Source organism: Stenotrophomonas sp. 2YAF26 (assembly GCF_052114625.1).
GTDB classification, from domain to species: domain Bacteria; phylum Pseudomonadota; class Gammaproteobacteria; order Xanthomonadales; family Xanthomonadaceae; genus Stenotrophomonas; species Stenotrophomonas indicatrix.
Map to the genome: position 1 here is coordinate 1 of NZ_JBFRFC010000017.1, position 15,562 is coordinate 15,562.

Consider the following 15,562-nt stretch of genomic DNA (forward strand, 5'->3'; position numbering starts at 1 on the left):
GGCGGGGTGGGTCCGGTTGCGGGGGACGCCGTAAATACGTCCCTGTAGGCTTGGCCGGCGGGGTGGGTCCGGTTGCGGGGGACGCCGTAAATACGTCCCTGTAGGCTTGGCCGCGGCATCCATGCCGCGGACACCCCCGCAACCGGACCCACCCCGCCTTCGACAGATCTCCGCAATCTGTTGGGATGGCATGACTTGCTCTTGGTGGGTGTCGACCTTGGTCGACACGTAGATCCACGCCATGCGTGGATGCTCTTCAATCAATTGTCGGAATGTTCGATTTCGATGGAGATTCATCCACGCATGGCGTGGATCTACCCGATCGCGGAGATCTGTCAGAGGTGGGGTGGTGTCGGATTGCGGGGTGTCAGCCGCATGGATGCGGCTGCCAAGCCTCCATGGACGGATTCACGGCGTCCCCGCAATCCGACACCAACCCGCCATCCCACGGAATGCCCGCTGTTGCCGTTGCTGTTGAGGTTGCCGGCCAGCGGCCGGCACTACCACGGGTGCCGGGCGCAGCCCGGCCGGACCTCTTACTCTGCCGGCTTGGCCGCTGCGCTCGCGGCGACGCTCGCTGCACGCCGTGAAAGCACCGCTTCGCGATGGGCGATGTAGGCGTTGGCGGCGAGGATGATGCCGGCGCCGATGATCGTCCAGCGATCCACCGTCTCGGCGAACAACAGCCAGCCACACAAGGTCACCAGCGGCAGTTGCAGGAAGCTGATCGGGGTCAACGCGGAGACTTCGCCCAGGCGCAGTGCGCGCGTCCAAAGCAACTGGCCGATGGTGCCCAGCACGCCGGTGGCCAGCAGCCAGAGCCAGGCGATGCCGGTGGGCCAGACCCACACGAACAAGGCCGGTATCAGCGACAGCGGTACCCAGAACACGTAGGTGTAGAGCACCACGGTGTCGGCACTGTCGATTCGGGTGAGCTGCTTGATCTGGATCGCCACCAGCGAGCTGAGCACGGCGGCGGCCACCGCGATCAGGCTGCCGGACGTGAAGCCGGCCGTGCCCGGCCGCACGATCACCAGCACGCCGATGAAGCCGACCACCACCGCTGCCCAGCGCCGTACGCGTACCGTTTCACCCAGCCACAGCACCGCCGCGATGGTGACGAACAACGGGGTGGAGTAGGACAGCGAAACGGCCTGTGCCAGGGGCAGGTGGCCCAATGCCCAGAACGCGCACAGCATCGACCCCAGGCCGATTGCGCTGCGCAGGAAATAGCGCGGCAGCTGCTGGGTCTTCAGCGGTGCATGGCCTGGGCGCAGCAGCATCGGCAGCAGGGCGAGCAGGCCGAAGGCATTGCGGAAGAACGCCACTTCCTGGGTCGGCACGTAGCGGGTGGCGTAGCGGATCGCCACCGCCATGAGTCCGAACGCCATGGTGCTGCCGAGCATCAGCAGCGCCGCCCGCAATGGGGTGGCGCTGGCGGGTAGGGCGGGTGTGCTCACCACTGTGCGCCGAGCAGGCGGGGCTCCGGTTCGATCGGCACGCCGAACTTCTCCAGTACCGAAGCGGAGATCCGCCGTGCCAGCGCCAGCAGTTCAGTGCCGGTGGCGTTGCCGTGGTTGACCAACACCAGCGCGTGGCTGGGCGCAACGCCGGCATCACCTTCGCGGAAGCCCTTCCAGCCACAGGATTCGATCATCCAGGCGGCCGAGACCTTGCGGCGGTCGTCGCGGTCTGCCGGGAACACCGGCAGCTCGGGGAAGTGCTGCAGCAGCACTTCCACCTGTTCCAGCGGCAGCACCGGGTTCTTGAAGAAACTGCCTGCGTTGCCCAGTACGTCGGGGTCGGGCAGCTTGCGGCGACGGATCGCGATTACTGCATTGGCCACGTCCACCGCGCTCGGCAGTTCCACGCCCTGCGCCTGCAGTTCTTCGCGGATGCCGGCGTAGCCCATGCGCAGGTCGTGCAGCAGCGGCAGTTTCAGTTCAATGGCGGTGATCAGGTAGCGGTCCGGCTGCTGCTTGAACACGCTGTCGCGGTAGGCGAAGCCACACTGTTCGTTGTCCAGCCGTACCCAGGTTTTTTCCTGGCAGTCCCAGGCCTCTACGGTCTGGATGAACTCGCCGACCTGCGCGCCATAGGCGCCGATGTTCTGGATCGGCGATGCGCCGGCGGTGCCGGGAATCAGCGCGAGGTTTTCCAGGCCGGACAGGCCTTCCTGCAGCGACCACATCACCAGCCCGTGCCAGGACACGCCGGCGCCGGCGCGGATCACCGCATGGTCCGCACGGTGTTCGAGGAAACTGATTTCGCGGTTGCCGAACACCAGCACGGTGCCGGGCAGGTCCTCTGCGATCAGCACATTGCTGCCGCTGCCGAGCACCAGCAGCGGGCCATTGGCCACTTCCGGCAATGCCAGAACCTCCGGCAGCAGCGCGGCATCGTGCAGTTCCAGCAACTGCGCTGCGCTGGCCTGCACGTGGAACGTGTTCAGGGCCTGCAGCGGCGCGTTGTGGGTGAGGGTCCAGCGCAGCGGTGCTGCAGCGTTGTTGGTGTCGTCCATGGGCGTGCTCACAGGGGTGCCACCGCGCCGCGGCTGGGCGCCTCGCGTCGGCGACGGATCGCCTCCACGCACTCGGCGACCAATGCCGGGCCCTTGAAGATCAGGCCGCTGTAGCACTGCACCAGCGCCGCACCGGCAGCCATCTTGGCCACGGCGTCGGCACCGGACAGGATGCCGCCGACACCGACCAGCGGCACCGATTCGGGCAGGCGTGCACGCAGGCGGCGCAGTACCAGGGTGGACTGTTCCAGCACCGGTGCGCCGGACAGCCCGCCGGCTTCATTGGCCAGCGGATCGCCGGCAACCCGGCTGTGGTCGATGGTGGTGTTGGTGGCGATCACGCCGTCCACCTGCAGTTCGCCAAGTACGCGCGCGGCGGCATCGATGTCGCGCTCGCTGAGGTCCGGGGCCACCTTCACCAGCATCGGCACGCGCCGGCCATGCTGCGCGGCCAGTGCTTCCTGGCGCTCACGCAGCTGGCTGACCAGCTGCCGCAGCGCGGTCTCTTCCTGCAGCTCGCGCAGGCCGGCCGTGTTGGGCGAGGAAATGTTGACGGTGATGTAGTCGGCCAGCGGGTACACCTTGTCCATGCAGGCGATGTAGTCATCGGCCGCCTGTTCGTTGGGGGTGTCCTTGTTCTTGCCGATGTTGATGCCGAGCAGGCCGCGCCGGTTGCGCGCGCGTTCGACGTTGCGCACCAGCGCATCCACGCCGGCGTTGTTGAAGCCCATGCGGTTGATGATCGCGTTGTGCGCAGGCAGCCGGAACAGGCGCGGCTTGGGGTTGCCGGCCTGCGGTCGCGGCGTGATCGTGCCGATCTCCACGAAGCCGAAGCCCAGCGCGAACAGTGCATCGATGTGCTCGCCATTCTTGTCCAGGCCGGCAGCAAGGCCGACCGGATTGGGGAACGTCAGCCCGAACACCGTGCTGGGCATCGGCGCGATGCGTGCGGCCACCAGCGGCGTGGTGCCGGTGCGATAGGCCAGGTCCAGAGCGGACAGGCCGAGGCCGTGGGCGCGTTCGGCGTCGAGCGAGAACAGGAAGGGGCGGGCAAGCGAATACATGCGTTGGTTTCAGTCCAGCGTGCCGAGGAAGGCTCGGGTTCGATATTCAAAAGCGACCTGGCCGTCGACCGCGTGGGCGGCGAACAGGTCCTGCAGCGCAGCCAGCATCGGCGCGTGGCGCGGATGGCCGGGCTGCGGCGCGTAGGAAGAAGACAGCAGGCGCCCGCGCAGGGCGTCCAGGTCCAGATGCTGCACGTTCGGCAGCTGCACCATGCCGCGCAGGCCGGAGCCGAACCAGGCCTGCATGGTGGCGTCGTCCTGGTAGCGTTCGGCCACGGCGGTGTAGTCGGTGCCGTAGTCCAGCAGCAGTTGTTCGTAGCCGACCAGGAACGGGCTGGCATCGAGCAGGCGCGAATTCCAGTAGATCAGCGCCAGCCCGCCCGGGCGCAGGATGCGCTGCCACTCGGCGCGCACGGCCACGGTGTCGAACCAGTGGAAGGCCTGCGCGGCGCCGACCAGGTCCACGCTGGCCTCGGCCAGGCCGGTGGCCTCGGCGCGGCCATCGACGGCGGAAAACTGCGGATACTGCGGCGCCAGCCAGTGCTCGGCGGCCGCGCGCATCGCCGCGTTGGGTTCGACGGCGACCAGTGGATGGCCGGCGGCCAGGAACTGCCGGCTGGAGATGCCGGTGCCGGCGCCGATGTCAGCGACACGCGCGCTGGTTGCCACGGCCATGGAGCCATGCAGCCAGTCCATCAGGGCAGGCGGATAGTCCGGGCGGTAGCGGACATAGTCCGCGACCCGGCTGCTGAAGCGTTCAGTGCTGTCGGCGGAGGTCATCGTGCTTTCACCAGCGCAGTCCAGGTTTGGCGTCGGCGCCGGCGGCCACCATTGCGAAGATCAGGATGGCCACCAGGCCCACCGCAGCGAGGATGTTGAGCCAGCCCATGATCAACCCAGCCAGGGCCATGCCATCGCCGTCCTGTTCGCCAGCGCGGCGGCGGATCTCGGCGCGGGCCAGGTGCCCGGTGATGATGGCAACGAGGGCGGCGACACCCGGCAGCACGGTCCAGCTGCAGATGCCCGCGATCAGGCTGACCACGGCCAGGGCGTTGCTCTGTCGGGGTGGCACGCTCATCGAGTCCTCCGTGGCAGTGCTTACATGATAGTGCCTCTGCCCTGGCAATCCCATGGTCCGGCCAATGCAAGGCTGCCAGGCAAGGTTGGCAACCATCGGAGCCGGGAGCGGGGTGGCTCTGGTAGGCGTCGACCTTGGTCGACGAATGCGGCGCAAACCAAGGTTGGCCGCTACCGAGGGATCGGCGCTAGCCCATCAATACCTGGCCGCCATCGACATTGAGCACGTGGCCGGTGATCCAGCGCGCCAGCGGCGAGCACAGGAACAGCGCGGCATCGGCTATCTCGCGCGGCTGCCCGAAGCGGCCGAACGGAATCTTCGCCAGGGTGCCGTGGTACAGGGCGGGATCTTCGACACGACGTCGATCCCAGAGGCCATCGGCAAATTCGATCGAGCCCGGTGCGATGGCGTTGACCCGGATACGGTCCGGCGCCAGTGCCAGGGCCTGCGACGTCGTGTAATGCGACAGCGCGGCCTTGGCCGCTGCATACGGTGCGCCGCCGGGACGCGGTTGCTGCGCGGCGATCGAGGACAGATTGAGGATGCAGGCATCGGACGAGGCACGCAGCCACGGCAGCGCAAGGCGCGAGGCGCGGACCGCCGCCATCAGGTCGATCTGCAGGCTGGCGGCCCAGCCGTCTTCGTCATCGGCCATGCCGTAGCCGGTGGCGTTGTTGACCAGCACATCGATGCCGCCGAGCGCATCGGCAGCGGCCTGCAGCCAGGCGCCGATGCGGCCGAGGTCGCCCAGATCGGTGGCGAAGGTGTGCAGCTGCGTGGCCTGGGCCTGCGCATCGGCCTGCAGGGCGTCAAGCCCCGCCTGCCCGCGGGCGCAGGCCGACACCTGCGCACCGGCGCGAGCGAAGGCCAGCGCCAGTTCGCGGCCGATGCCCTTGCTGCCACCGGCGATCAGCACCCGGCGGCCGGTGAAATCGATCACCGGCCGGCCGTCGCGCGGGGAGGCGCTCTCCGCCATCACAGGTCGAACTTGATGCCCTGTGCCAGCGGCAGCGAATCCGAATAGTTGATGGTGTTGGTCTGGCGGCGCATGTAGACCTTCCATGCGTCCGAGCCAGATTCACGACCACCGCCGGTGTCCTTCTCACCACCGAAGGCGCCACCGATTTCCGCGCCCGAGGTGCCGATGTTGACGTTGGCGATGCCGCAGTCCGAACCGGCCGCCGACAGGAAGCGCTCGGCGGTCTTCAGGTTGGTGGTGAAGATCGAGGACGACAGGCCCTGCGGCACGCCGTTCTGCATGTCGATGGCTTCGTCCAGCGTGCTGTACTTCATCACGTACAGGATCGGCGCGAAGGTCTCGTGCTGCACCACTTCATCGCTGTTCTTCAGGCCGGTGACGATGGCCGGCAGCACGAAGTTGCCGGCGCGGTCGATGCGCGTGCCGCCGGTTTCGATGGTGCCGCCGCTGGCCTTGGCCTTTTCGATGGAGGCCAGGAACTGCTGCACGGCGCCGTCGCTGTTCAGCGGGCCCATCAGGTTGGCCGGGTCGGTCGGATCGCCGATCTTGCCTTCCACCTGCTTGTACGCCTTGACCAGCGTGGCCAGCACGTCGTCATGGATGGATTCGTGCACGATCAGGCGGCGGGTGGTGGTGCAGCGCTGGCCGGCGGTGCCGACCGCACCGAACACGATGCCGGGAATCGCCAGCTTCAGGTCGGCGGTTTCGTCGAGGATGATCGCGTTGTTGCCGCCCAGTTCCAGCAGGCAGCGGCCGAGGCGGTGCGCGACCTTCTCGGCGACCGTGCGGCCGACCTGGGTGGAGCCGGTGAAGCTGATCAGCGGCACGCGCTTGTCGGCCACCATCTTTTCCGACAGCGCGGTGCCGGCGTCGTTGATCAGGAAGAACAGATCCGGGAAACCGGCATCGCGCAGCGCTTCATTGCAGATGCGCATCGAGGCGATGGCGGTCAGCGGGGTCTTGTTGGACGGCTTCCACAGGCAGATGTCGCCGCAGATCGTGGCCAGGAACGAGTTCCATGCCCACACCGCCACCGGGAAGTTGAACGCGCTGATGATGCCGACCAGGCCGAGCGGCTGGTACTGCTCGTACATGCGGTGGCCGGGGCGTTCGGAATGCATGGTGTAGCCGTACAGCATGCGGCTCTGGCCCACGGCGAAGTCGGCGATGTCGATCATCTCCTGCACTTCACCGTCGCCTTCAGGCTTGCTCTTGCCCATTTCCAGCGCGACCAGCGAACCGAGGGCGTCCTTGTTCCTGCGCAGCGCTTCGCCACACAGGCGCACGGCTTCACCGCGACGCGGGGCCGGCGTGGTGCGCCAGACCTTGAAGGCTTCCTGGGCGCGCGCGATGACGGTTTCGTACTCGGCTTCGGTGGTGGCGCGGACCTGCGCGATCGGCTCGCCCGTGGTCGGATTGATCGGGGTGATCAGTTCACCACCGGTAGCGCTCGACCACTCCCCGTTGCCCAGGTAGGTGCCAGCGTTGATCGCGTCCAGACCAAGGGACTTGAGCAGCTCGGAAGACATGCAGACTCCTGTGTTTCGTTACGTTGTGTTTGGTGCCGCCGCGGGCAGGTGGGGGCGCGACGAACTGAGCCGCCGATGGTAGCAGAGCGCCCGGACTGGCCATGGTGCGCCGCGCCAGTGGCTATGGTGTGGCAGATGAAAGCTTGGAGGGCAGGGCGGCTTGCCTGTAAACTTGGCGGCTGCATGGCCCCGTAGCTCAGCTGGATAGAGCGTCCCCCTCCTAAGGGGAAGGTCGCCCGTTCGAATCGGGCCGGGGTCACCATCCACGTCGGGTGCATCGGCTCGTGCCCGCCACAATGCCGGCGCCATGGATCACGTTCTGCAGCCCGTCCACCCTTCGCATTTCGCGGTCATCGCTGGCTGGCTCGACTCGCCAGGGGCGACCCTGCGCTGGGCCGGCCCCGGTGTGCCGTTTCCCTTGCCTGCCAACGTTTTTGCCGCTGCGCTGGCGTTGTCTGATCGCCCGGGCCGGGCACTGCTGGACGCCGACGGCACCTGCGTGGGCTTTGGCCAGTACTGGCAGACGGCCCCTGGCAGCACCCACCTTGGGCGCATCATCGTGTCGCCGCAGGCGCGCGGCCGTGGCCTGGGCCGGGTGCTGATGACCGCACTGTGCGCCGAAGCCACTCGCCGCACCGCTGCAGTGCAACTGACGTTGAAGGTCTATAGGGACAATCAGGTGGCCGTGGCGCTGTACCGCGACCTCGGCTTTGTCGCCAGCGAAGACGCATCCACGCCGGAGCTGCTGTTCATGGCCCGCCGTACAACCTGAGCGGGAAAGGGCACGGCTCTGCACTCCCGCTGCACATCCTGTGCACGCGCTGCTGCAAGCGGACTCGGCAGTCTGGTGCCGTCCCCACCGGTTGCCAAGGAGCGCCCCCATGAATACCCCCGGCACCCCCAAGCCTTCGTGGCGCCAGCGCAACGTGCTGCTGACCGTCGCCGCCGTGCTGCTGGTGATCGTGCTGATCCTGCTCTTCGTGCCTTGGTAGCAGCGCGGCACGCCAAGCCATGCCTGGCGTCGCAGCGGTGACTCAGGCCTGCCTGAGCAGCTCCACCAGCTGTCGCAACCGGTAAGGCTTGGGCAGGAATTCCACCTGCTCGGGCAACGGCGGCAACTGCGAGCGTGCGTAGCCGGAGGAAAGGATCATCCGCGCCTGCGGCTGGTCCCGTGCCACATGCTCGCTCAGCTCGATGCCCGACATGCCGTTGGGCATGCTGATGTCACTGAACACCACATCGAAACGCGTGCCGCCCTGCAGCAGGGCGACCGCTTCCTGCGCATCCGCCGTGGTCGCCACGTCGATGCCGAAGTCGCGCAGGGCCAGGCCGATCATCTCACGCAGATCGGTCTGGTCCTCCACCATCAGTACGCGGATCGGATCATCGGTCATGGGTTGGGTTCCTCTGTGGCGGGTAGCAGCAGGCTGACCGTGGTGCCAACACCGGGCGTGGTGGACACGTCTACGAAGCCGCCGCTCTGGGTGGTGAATCCGAACACCTGGCTCAGGCCCAGGCCGCTGCCCTTGCCGATGTCCTTGGTGGTGAAGAAAGGCTCGGTCGCGCGTTCGGCGATGTCCGGGGCCATGCCGTGGCCCTCATCGCAGACGCTCAACGTCACATAGGTCCGTTGCCGGGATGTGTCGGCGTCGGGGTCCATGCGGTGTTCCAGCGCGGTGGCGATCAGTACCCGACCGCCTCCAACGGTGGCATCCGCGGCGTTGCCGACCAGGTTGGTCAGCGCCGTCTGCAGCTGCACGGTATCACTGAGTATGGCAGGCAGGCCCGCAGCCAGTGCGGTTTCCAGGGTGACGCCAGCAGGGCAGGTGGCCTGAAGGGCGGGCAACCAGTCGCGGATCCGTGCATTGATATCCAGCGTTTCGCGGATCAGGGTCTGCCCGGTGCTGAAGGCCAGCAGCTGCCGGGTCAGCAGTGCGCCACGATCGCTGGCCGCCTGCGCGGTGGTGAGCAGGGCGTTGGCACGCTCGTCATCACCCATGCGTGCGGACAGCAGGTCCAGCGCGTTGACGATGGTGGTCAGCAGATTGTTGAATTCATGGGCAAGGCCGCGGCTGAGCTGGCCGACCGTCTCGAACTGCTGGGTCTGGCGCAGCGCCCGCTGCGCGTCGCGCAGGAGCCGTTGCGCCTGCCACTGTTCAGTGATGTCGCGGGTGATCTTGACGAAGCCTACGAGCTCGCTGTTCTCGACCACCGACTCGATGACCACGCTGGCACGGAACGGAGACCCGTCACGGCGCACCCGCCAGCCTTCGGCGGCATGGTGTCCGCTTTCCGCCGCCAGTCGCAGCAGGTGCTGCGGCTCGCCGGCATCGCGATCGGCTGGCAGGTAGAAGCGTCCAAAGTGGGTGCCGATGACTTCTTCCGACCGGTAGCCCTTGATGCGTTCGGCGCCGGGATTCCAGCTGCAGACGATGCCATCGGGATCCAGCAGGTAAAGCGCATGGTCGCGCACGCTGTCGATCAGCAGTCGCAGCTGTCGGGAAGGGTCCGTCAGCACGGACGGCGTCGAAGCGGCAGCGACCACGATGAAATGCGTATTACCTATGTGAGGGACGAGAACGTAGGCAGTAGAGTGTGAAGAAGGTGTGCACGAAACGCCCGTGCCATTGGTCGTATGCGGCTGAATGCGACACGGAGTAACATCAGCCCCCTTTTCCAATATGGAACCGACCTTCATGCGTCCTGGTGCGACTACGCGTGACCGCTGGATCTGGATGACGTCGGCGGTGCTGGTGGCGGCCACGGCCGCGCTGGAACTGGTGGTGCCGCTGGGCTACGCCGTGTGGCTGGCCTATTTCATGGCCATCGGGGTCACTGTGTTCCAGCGCAGCGCCCGGGTGCCGTTCGTGGTTGCCGTCAGCGCCTGCGTGCTGCTGGCGGTGGGCTACAACGTTGCGCCGGCCAGCAACAACTCATCCTTCTCGTTCGTCAACCGGTCGATCGGTGGCGCGGCTTTCCTGATGATCGCGCTGATCGCATCGCGTGCCATCCAGGCGCGGCGCGAGGCGATGCGTGCGCTGTGGTTGCAGGAAGCGGAGAACGCGGTGGCGCTGGGCCTGCGCGGCGAGCTGGCACCGGAACAGATCGCCGAAGCCGCGGTGACGGCGCTGGCGACCCACCTGCGTGCGGACGTTGGAGCGCTCTATCGGCTGGATGGTGGCCGCCTGCAGCTGACCGGTGGACTGGCATTGCCGACCGGTATCCCGGCGACACTGGGCCTGCAGGAAGGAGTGGCAGGCCAGGTGGCCCGCGACCAGCTGACGCGCCACCTGCAGGGGGGCGAAGCGGCGCCGCTGGAACTTCAGACCAGCCTGGGACGTGTGCCTGTGCGCGAGCGCATCCTCGCCCCGGTCAGCAGTGACGGTGCCGTGGTTGGCGTGATCGAGCTCGGCCGCTCGGTCGTGGGCGATCAGCGTGCACTGGATGACGAACTGCTGGAGCGCTGCGCCGAAACGATCGGCATGGCACTGCGCACCTCGATGCTGCGCGGGCAGCTGATGGTGCTGCTGGAGGAGTCACAGCGCCAGGGCGAAGAGCTGCAGGCACAGCAGGAAGAACTGCGCGTGGCCAACGAGGAGCTGGAAGAGCAGAGCCGCAGCCTAATGCAGTCGCAGACGCATCTGGAACAGCAGCAGGCCGAGCTGGAACAGAGCAATGTGCAGCTGGAAGAACGCACCCACGAGCTGGAGGCGCAGAAGCAGGCGCTGCTGGTGGCGCAGGGGCAGCTGGTGCGCAACAGCAATGAACTGGCCGCCACCTCGCGCTACAAGTCCGAGTTCCTGGCCAACATGTCGCACGAGCTGCGCACCCCGCTGAACAGTTCGCTGATCCTGGCCAAGCTGCTGGCCGACAACAAGGACGGCTCGCTCAGCGACGAGCAGGTCAAGTACGCCCGCGCCATCCTGTCGTCGAACAACGACCTGCTGGCGCTGATCAACGACATCCTGGACCTGTCGCGCATCGAAGCAGGGCACGTCGAACTGGCCGATGAAGTGGTGGTGGTCGACAGCGTGCTGCAGCGGCTGCGTGAGACCTTCGAGCCGATGGCGCGGCAGAAGGGCCTGGCGCTGCAGATCGAGGCCGATGGCCTGGCCCCCAGCCAGCTGGTGGCCGACAACCAGCGCCTGCAGCAGATCCTGAAGAACCTGCTGGCCAACGCGGTCAAGTTCACCGAGCACGGCAAGGTGAGCCTGCACGTTCGCAGCGGTGGCAATGGCCGGATCCGATTCGAAGTGGCCGACAGCGGCATCGGCATCGCACGCGACCAGCTGCAGCTGATCTTCGAAGCGTTCCGCCAGGCCGATGGCAGCACCCGCCGCCGTTACGGTGGCACCGGCCTGGGCCTTTCGATCTCGCGTGACCTTGCGGTGCGCATGGGCGGTGACATCCAGGTGGACAGCGAGCCGGGCCGGGGCAGCTGTTTCATTCTGGAATTGCCACTGCAGGGCGCGCCGACAGCCGAGGCCGCGGCAGGCGCCGCAGCACCGGTGCCCGTGCAGCCGGTACCCGCGACCACCGCGGCACCAGCCCCCCTTGCCCAGCGGTCCAGTGGCGCGCCGGTGGCAGCGGTGGCCGATGACCGCGGCCGCCGCCGTCATGCGGGGCGCTTGATCCTGGCCGTGGAGGACGATGCGGTCTTCGCAGAAGCCCTGGTGACGCTTGCGCACGAACTTGATTTCGACTGCGTGGTGGCTACCACGGCGGAAGAGGCGCTGGCGCTGGCGGCAGACCTGCGTCCCAACGGCATCCTGCTGGACATCGGCCTGCCGGACGTCTCCGGCCTGACCGTGCTTGAACGACTCAAGCGCAACCCTGACACCCGGCACATTCCGGTGCACGTGGTCTCGGGCATGGACCGCGGCCAGGTGGCGCGCGAACTGGGCGCGATCGGCTTTGCGATCAAACCGACCACGCGCGAGCGCCTGGTGGCTGCCATCGAACAGCTTGAACAGACCAGCCAGCGCGACGTGCGGCGCCTGCTGATCGTGGAGGACGACAACGATCTGCGCCGCAACCTGGAACTGCTGCTGGGCCGCGATCAGCTGCAGATCGCCGCTGTCGGTACGCTTGCCGCAGCGGTGGAGCAGCTGAGCACGGTCACCTTCGACTGCATGGTGATGGACCTGTCGCTGCCCGACGGCAGTGGCTACGACCTGCTCGAGCACATGGCAGGCAATGATGAGGTGGGCTTCCCGCCGGTCATCGTCTACACCGGCCGTGCCCTCAGCCGCGAAGAAGAGCAGCGCCTGCGCCGCTACTCCAAGAGCATCATCATCAAGGGTGCGCGCTCGCCCGAGCGCCTGCTCGACGAGGTGACGCTGTTCCTGCACAGCGTGGAGGCCAACCTGCCCAGCGACCAGCAGCGCCTGCTGCGCGAAGCGCGCCGCCGCGACACCGTGCTCGATGGACGCACCGTGCTGCTGGCCGAGGACGACGTGCGCAACATCTTCGCGCTGTCCAGCGTGCTGGAGCCGCTGGGGGTGACGCTGGAGATCGCCCGCAACGGCCAGGAGGCCGTCRACCGCCTTGCCCAGCGCGAGGTGGACCTGGTGCTGATGGACATCATGATGCCGGAGAAGGATGGCCTGCAGGCGATGCGCGAGATTCGCGCGCAGCGCCACCTGCAGGACCTGCCGATCATCGCGCTGACCGCCAAGGCCATGCCCGATGACCGTGAGCGCTGCCTGCAGGCCGGTGCCAACGACTACATCGCCAAGCCCATCGACGTGGACAAGCTGGTGTCGCTGTGCCGGGTCTGGTGCTCGCGGCAATGAACGAGCAGGCGCTGTTCGACCTGGAGCTGAAGGTACTGCTGGAAGCGCTGTACCAGCGCTACCACTACGACTTCCGCAGCTATGCGGTGTCCTCGCTGCGCCGTCGCGTCAGCCAGGCCATGCAGCGCTACGAGTGCGAGCGCCTGTCGGACCTGCAGCATCGGCTGCTGCACGAGCCGGAGCTGTTCGCGCAGGCGATGCAGTTCTTCACCGTGCAGGTCTCGGAGATGTTCCGTGACCCGGAGTATTTCCGGCAGATGCGCGAACAGGTGGTACCGGTGTTGCGCACCTACCCCTCGGTGAAGCTGTGGGTGGCCGGCTGCAGTACCGGCGAGGAAGTGTGGTCGCTGGCGATCCTGCTGCACGAGGAAGGCCTGCTTGAGCGCAGCATCGTCTACGCCACCGACATCAACCCCGCTGCACTGGCCACGGCTGAGGCCGGCGCCTATGGCATCGACCGCCTCGCCCAGTTCAGCCGGAACTACCTCGCCGCCGGCGGCACCGCTTCATTGTCGGACTATTACAGCACCGCTTACGACGGCGCGGTCTTCGACCGCCAGCTGCGCCGCAACGTGGTGTTTGCCGACCACAGCCTGGCCACCGACACGGTGTTTTCGGAAGTGCACCTGGTGTCTTGCCGCAACGTGCTGATCTATTTCAACCGCGACCTGCAGGATCGGGCGGTGGGCCTGTTCCGCGAAGCCCTGGTGCATCGCGGCTTCCTCGGCCTGGGCAGCAAGGAGTCGCTGCAGTTCGGTCGCCATCACGATGCCTTCGAAGCCTGTTCGCGGGAGCACCGCCTGTACCGGAAGGTGGCCTGATGGCGGCGATGTTCCGCCCTGACGTGGTGGTGATCGGCGCATCGGCCGGTGGTGTGGCCGCCCTGCAGATCGTGCTGGGTGCGTTGCCGGCCACCCTGCCGGTGCCGGTGCTGGTGGTGCTGCACCTGCCGCGCGACCGTTCCAGCCGCATCGCCGAGGTGCTGGCGCCGTACTGCACGTTGGTCCTGCGCGAAGCGGAGGACAAGCAGCCCCTGCAGGCCGGAACGGTGACGTTCGCACCGCCGGACTACCACCTGCTGGTGGAGGACACGCAGGCCATCGCACTATCGATGGACGAACCGGTGCTGTTCTCGCGGCCGGCCATTGATCCGCTGTTCGAATCGGCCGCAGCCGCGTTCGGCATGGGCGTGCTGGCGATCCTGCTGACCGGTGCCAGCAGCGATGGCAGCGATGGCGTGGCCGCGGTGCGCGCCGCTGGCGGCCAGGCGTGGTTGCAATGTCCCGAGGAGGCCGAGGCATCGATGATGCCGGCCTCTGCCCTGCAGCATGCCGGCGCCGACGCCGTGCTGCCCCTTGAACTGATGTGTCGTCGCCTGAAGGAGTTGTTTGCATGAACCTGCTGCCGCCGGACCCTGCCCAGTCGCAGGCGCCGGTCAACCTGCTGATCGTCGACGACGTGCCGCAGAACCTGGTGGCCATGCAGGCGCTGCTGCGCCGCGAGGGCGTCAACCTGTTGCTGGCGGACTCTGGCGCGCAGGCGCTGGAGCTGCTGCTGGAGCACGAGGTAGCGCTGGCGCTGCTGGACGTGCACATGCCGGAGATCGACGGTTTCATGCTGGCCGAGCTGATGCGCGGCTCGCAGCGCAGCCGGGATGTGCCGATCATCTTCCTGACCGCCTCGCCGGATGATCCGCTGCGGGTGTTCAAGGGCTACGAGACCGGCGCGGTGGATTTCCTGCACAAGCCGGTGGCGCCGCAAGTGATCCTCAGCAAGGTCAACGTGTTCATCGAGCTCTACCAGCAGCGGCAGCTGCTGAAGGCGCGCAACGAAGCGCTGGAGCGCGCGTTGAAGCTCAACGAGACCATGGCCGCGGTGCTCACCCACGACCTGCGCACGCCGCTGTCGGCCATCCTGCTGTGTGCCGACAAGCTGTCGCTGGAACTGCCGGACGACAATGCCGGTGCGCAGCAGACACTGAGCTACCTGGAAGCCAGCACGCTGCGGATGGCACGCATGGTCGAGCAGCTGCTGGACTTTTCGCGGATCCGCAGCGGTGGCCTTCGCCTGCAGACAGGTGCATGTGACCTGGCCGAGGTGACACGTGCGGTGCTGGTGGAGGCCGGTGCCGGCCATCGAACCGATCGTATCGCCCTGGATGTCCGTGGCGATTCGACGCTGCAGGGCGACATGGATCGCCTTGGTCAGATCGTCGCCAACCTGGTCGGCAACGCACTCACCCATGGCGCCGACGCGACGGTGCAGGTGCAGGTCGATGGTGGCGATGCACGTGTGGTCGCGCTGCGCGTGCGCAACAACGGCCATGTCGATGAGGCGTTGCTGCCGCGCCTGTTCGAACCCTTCAAGGCCAGCTTCCATCAGAGCAACGGGCTCGGACTGGGGTTGTACATCGTTGACCAGTTCGTGCGTGCCCATGGTGGACGGTTGAGCGCGCGCAACGAGGCGGGGCACGTGGTGTTCGAGGCGCTGCTGCCTCGTCGTTCCGATTTGCGTAGTCCGGCGGTTTCCTGAATTCTTCAGCTGGCGCGTGAGCGAACTGAGACGGGCTCGTCCGCAACTGCTACCGTGGCACCAT

Annotated in this window: 14 protein-coding genes and 1 tRNA gene; 6 read left to right on the forward strand and 9 right to left on the reverse strand. The window is 67.1% G+C overall.

The window, feature by feature from the left end; genetic code table 11:
• Positions 1–536 precede the first annotated feature (536 nt).
• The 7 genes from AB4Y98_RS17080 to amaB form a co-directional block, all read right to left on the reverse strand.
• Positions 537–1,424, reverse strand: coding sequence for a DMT family transporter (locus AB4Y98_RS17080; protein WP_032976099.1), 888 nt, complete (start codon positions 1,422–1,424; stop codon positions 537–539).
• Positions 1,425–1,456: 32 nt separating this feature from the next.
• The gene (murB, locus tag AB4Y98_RS17085; protein ID WP_051584982.1) at positions 1,457–2,521 is read right to left on the reverse strand and encodes a UDP-N-acetylmuramate dehydrogenase; all 1,065 of its coding nucleotides are present in this window, start codon (positions 2,519–2,521) and stop codon (positions 1,457–1,459) included.
• Positions 2,522–2,529: 8 nt separating this feature from the next.
• Positions 2,530–3,585, reverse strand: a complete 1,056-nt coding sequence (locus tag AB4Y98_RS17090; RefSeq protein ID WP_312111879.1) for a quinone-dependent dihydroorotate dehydrogenase — start codon at positions 3,583–3,585, stop codon at positions 2,530–2,532.
• Between the two features lie 9 nt (positions 3,586–3,594).
• Positions 3,595–4,365 (reverse strand): class I SAM-dependent methyltransferase, encoded by a 771-nt coding sequence (locus AB4Y98_RS17095; protein WP_442244776.1) that lies wholly within the window; start codon positions 4,363–4,365, stop codon positions 3,595–3,597.
• 7 nt (positions 4,366–4,372) lie between these two features.
• On the reverse strand, positions 4,373–4,663 hold the full coding sequence (locus AB4Y98_RS17100) for a DUF4190 domain-containing protein (RefSeq protein ID WP_025874887.1): 291 nt from the start codon (positions 4,661–4,663) through the stop codon (positions 4,373–4,375).
• Between the two features lie 187 nt (positions 4,664–4,850).
• Positions 4,851–5,639: an SDR family NAD(P)-dependent oxidoreductase gene (locus AB4Y98_RS17105; RefSeq protein WP_442244777.1), complete on the reverse strand. Its 789-nt coding sequence runs from the start codon at positions 5,637–5,639 to the stop codon at positions 4,851–4,853.
• Positions 5,639–7,171: an L-piperidine-6-carboxylate dehydrogenase gene (gene amaB / locus AB4Y98_RS17110; RefSeq protein WP_248148690.1), complete on the reverse strand. Its 1,533-nt coding sequence runs from the start codon at positions 7,169–7,171 to the stop codon at positions 5,639–5,641. The genes AB4Y98_RS17105 and amaB overlap by 1 nt, the downstream gene beginning before the upstream one ends.
• A gap of 185 nt (positions 7,172–7,356) precedes the next feature.
• On the opposite strand from amaB, the gene AB4Y98_RS17115 reads away from it, so the two are divergent.
• Both AB4Y98_RS17115 and AB4Y98_RS17120 read left to right on the forward strand, forming a co-directional pair.
• Positions 7,357–7,433: transfer RNA gene (locus tag AB4Y98_RS17115), tRNA-Arg, on the forward strand.
• 45 nt (positions 7,434–7,478) lie between these two features.
• A complete protein-coding gene (locus AB4Y98_RS17120) occupies positions 7,479–7,943 on the forward strand; it encodes a GNAT family N-acetyltransferase (RefSeq protein ID WP_312786624.1) in 465 nt (154 codons plus the stop codon).
• A 262-nt stretch (positions 7,944–8,205) separates the two neighbouring features.
• Here AB4Y98_RS17120 and AB4Y98_RS17125 read toward each other — a convergent pair whose 3' ends face one another.
• Entirely contained in the window at positions 8,206–8,565 is a 360-nt protein-coding gene (locus tag AB4Y98_RS17125; RefSeq protein WP_394196354.1) for a response regulator, read from the reverse strand.
• Positions 8,562–9,716, reverse strand: a complete 1,155-nt coding sequence (locus tag AB4Y98_RS17130; protein ID WP_442244778.1) for a two-component system sensor histidine kinase NtrB — start codon at positions 9,714–9,716, stop codon at positions 8,562–8,564. Before AB4Y98_RS17130 ends, AB4Y98_RS17125 begins: the two co-directional genes overlap by 4 nt.
• Before the next feature lie 151 nt (positions 9,717–9,867).
• On the opposite strand from AB4Y98_RS17130, the gene AB4Y98_RS17135 reads away from it, so the two are divergent.
• The 4 genes from AB4Y98_RS17135 to AB4Y98_RS17150 are packed head-to-tail and all read left to right on the forward strand — an operon-like array spanning position 9,868 to position 15,498.
• A complete protein-coding gene (locus tag AB4Y98_RS17135) occupies positions 9,868–12,966 on the forward strand; it encodes a response regulator (protein ID WP_442244779.1) in 3,099 nt (1,032 codons plus the stop codon).
• Positions 12,963–13,787, forward strand: a complete 825-nt coding sequence (locus AB4Y98_RS17140) for a CheR family methyltransferase (RefSeq protein WP_032951761.1) — start codon at positions 12,963–12,965, stop codon at positions 13,785–13,787. The genes AB4Y98_RS17135 and AB4Y98_RS17140 overlap by 4 nt, the downstream gene beginning before the upstream one ends.
• On the forward strand, positions 13,787–14,362 hold the full coding sequence (locus tag AB4Y98_RS17145; RefSeq protein WP_442244780.1) for a chemotaxis protein CheB: 576 nt from the start codon (positions 13,787–13,789) through the stop codon (positions 14,360–14,362). The genes AB4Y98_RS17140 and AB4Y98_RS17145 overlap by 1 nt, the downstream gene beginning before the upstream one ends.
• Positions 14,359–15,498: a hybrid sensor histidine kinase/response regulator gene (locus AB4Y98_RS17150; protein WP_312786774.1), complete on the forward strand. Its 1,140-nt coding sequence runs from the start codon at positions 14,359–14,361 to the stop codon at positions 15,496–15,498. Before AB4Y98_RS17145 ends, AB4Y98_RS17150 begins: the two co-directional genes overlap by 4 nt.
• The last annotated feature ends 64 nt before the right edge of the window (positions 15,499–15,562 follow it).

Bases quoted from the DNA above. Each gene is read 5' to 3' on its own strand.
- murB (WP_051584982.1), bottom strand. From the start codon at position 2,521: ATGGACGACACCAACAACGCTGCAGCACCGCTGCGCTGGACCCTCACC.
- AB4Y98_RS17090 (WP_312111879.1), bottom strand. From the start codon at position 3,585: ATGTATTCGCTTGCCCGCCCCTTCCTGTTCTCGCTCGACGCCGAACGC.
- AB4Y98_RS17095 (WP_442244776.1), bottom strand. From the start codon at position 4,365: ATGACCTCCGCCGACAGCACTGAACGCTTCAGCAGCCGGGTCGCGGAC.
- AB4Y98_RS17100 (WP_025874887.1), bottom strand. From the start codon at position 4,663: ATGAGCGTGCCACCCCGACAGAGCAACGCCCTGGCCGTGGTCAGCCTG.
- AB4Y98_RS17105 (WP_442244777.1), bottom strand. From the start codon at position 5,639: ATGGCGGAGAGCGCCTCCCCGCGCGACGGCCGGCCGGTGATCGATTTC.
- amaB (WP_248148690.1), bottom strand. From the start codon at position 7,171: ATGTCTTCCGAGCTGCTCAAGTCCCTTGGTCTGGACGCGATCAACGCT.
- AB4Y98_RS17120 (WP_312786624.1), top strand. From the start codon at position 7,479: ATGGATCACGTTCTGCAGCCCGTCCACCCTTCGCATTTCGCGGTCATC.
- AB4Y98_RS17125 (WP_394196354.1), bottom strand. From the start codon at position 8,565: ATGACCGATGATCCGATCCGCGTACTGATGGTGGAGGACCAGACCGAT.
- AB4Y98_RS17140 (WP_032951761.1), top strand. From the start codon at position 12,963: ATGAACGAGCAGGCGCTGTTCGACCTGGAGCTGAAGGTACTGCTGGAA.
- AB4Y98_RS17145 (WP_442244780.1), top strand. From the start codon at position 13,787: ATGGCGGCGATGTTCCGCCCTGACGTGGTGGTGATCGGCGCATCGGCC.
- AB4Y98_RS17150 (WP_312786774.1), top strand. From the start codon at position 14,359: ATGAACCTGCTGCCGCCGGACCCTGCCCAGTCGCAGGCGCCGGTCAAC.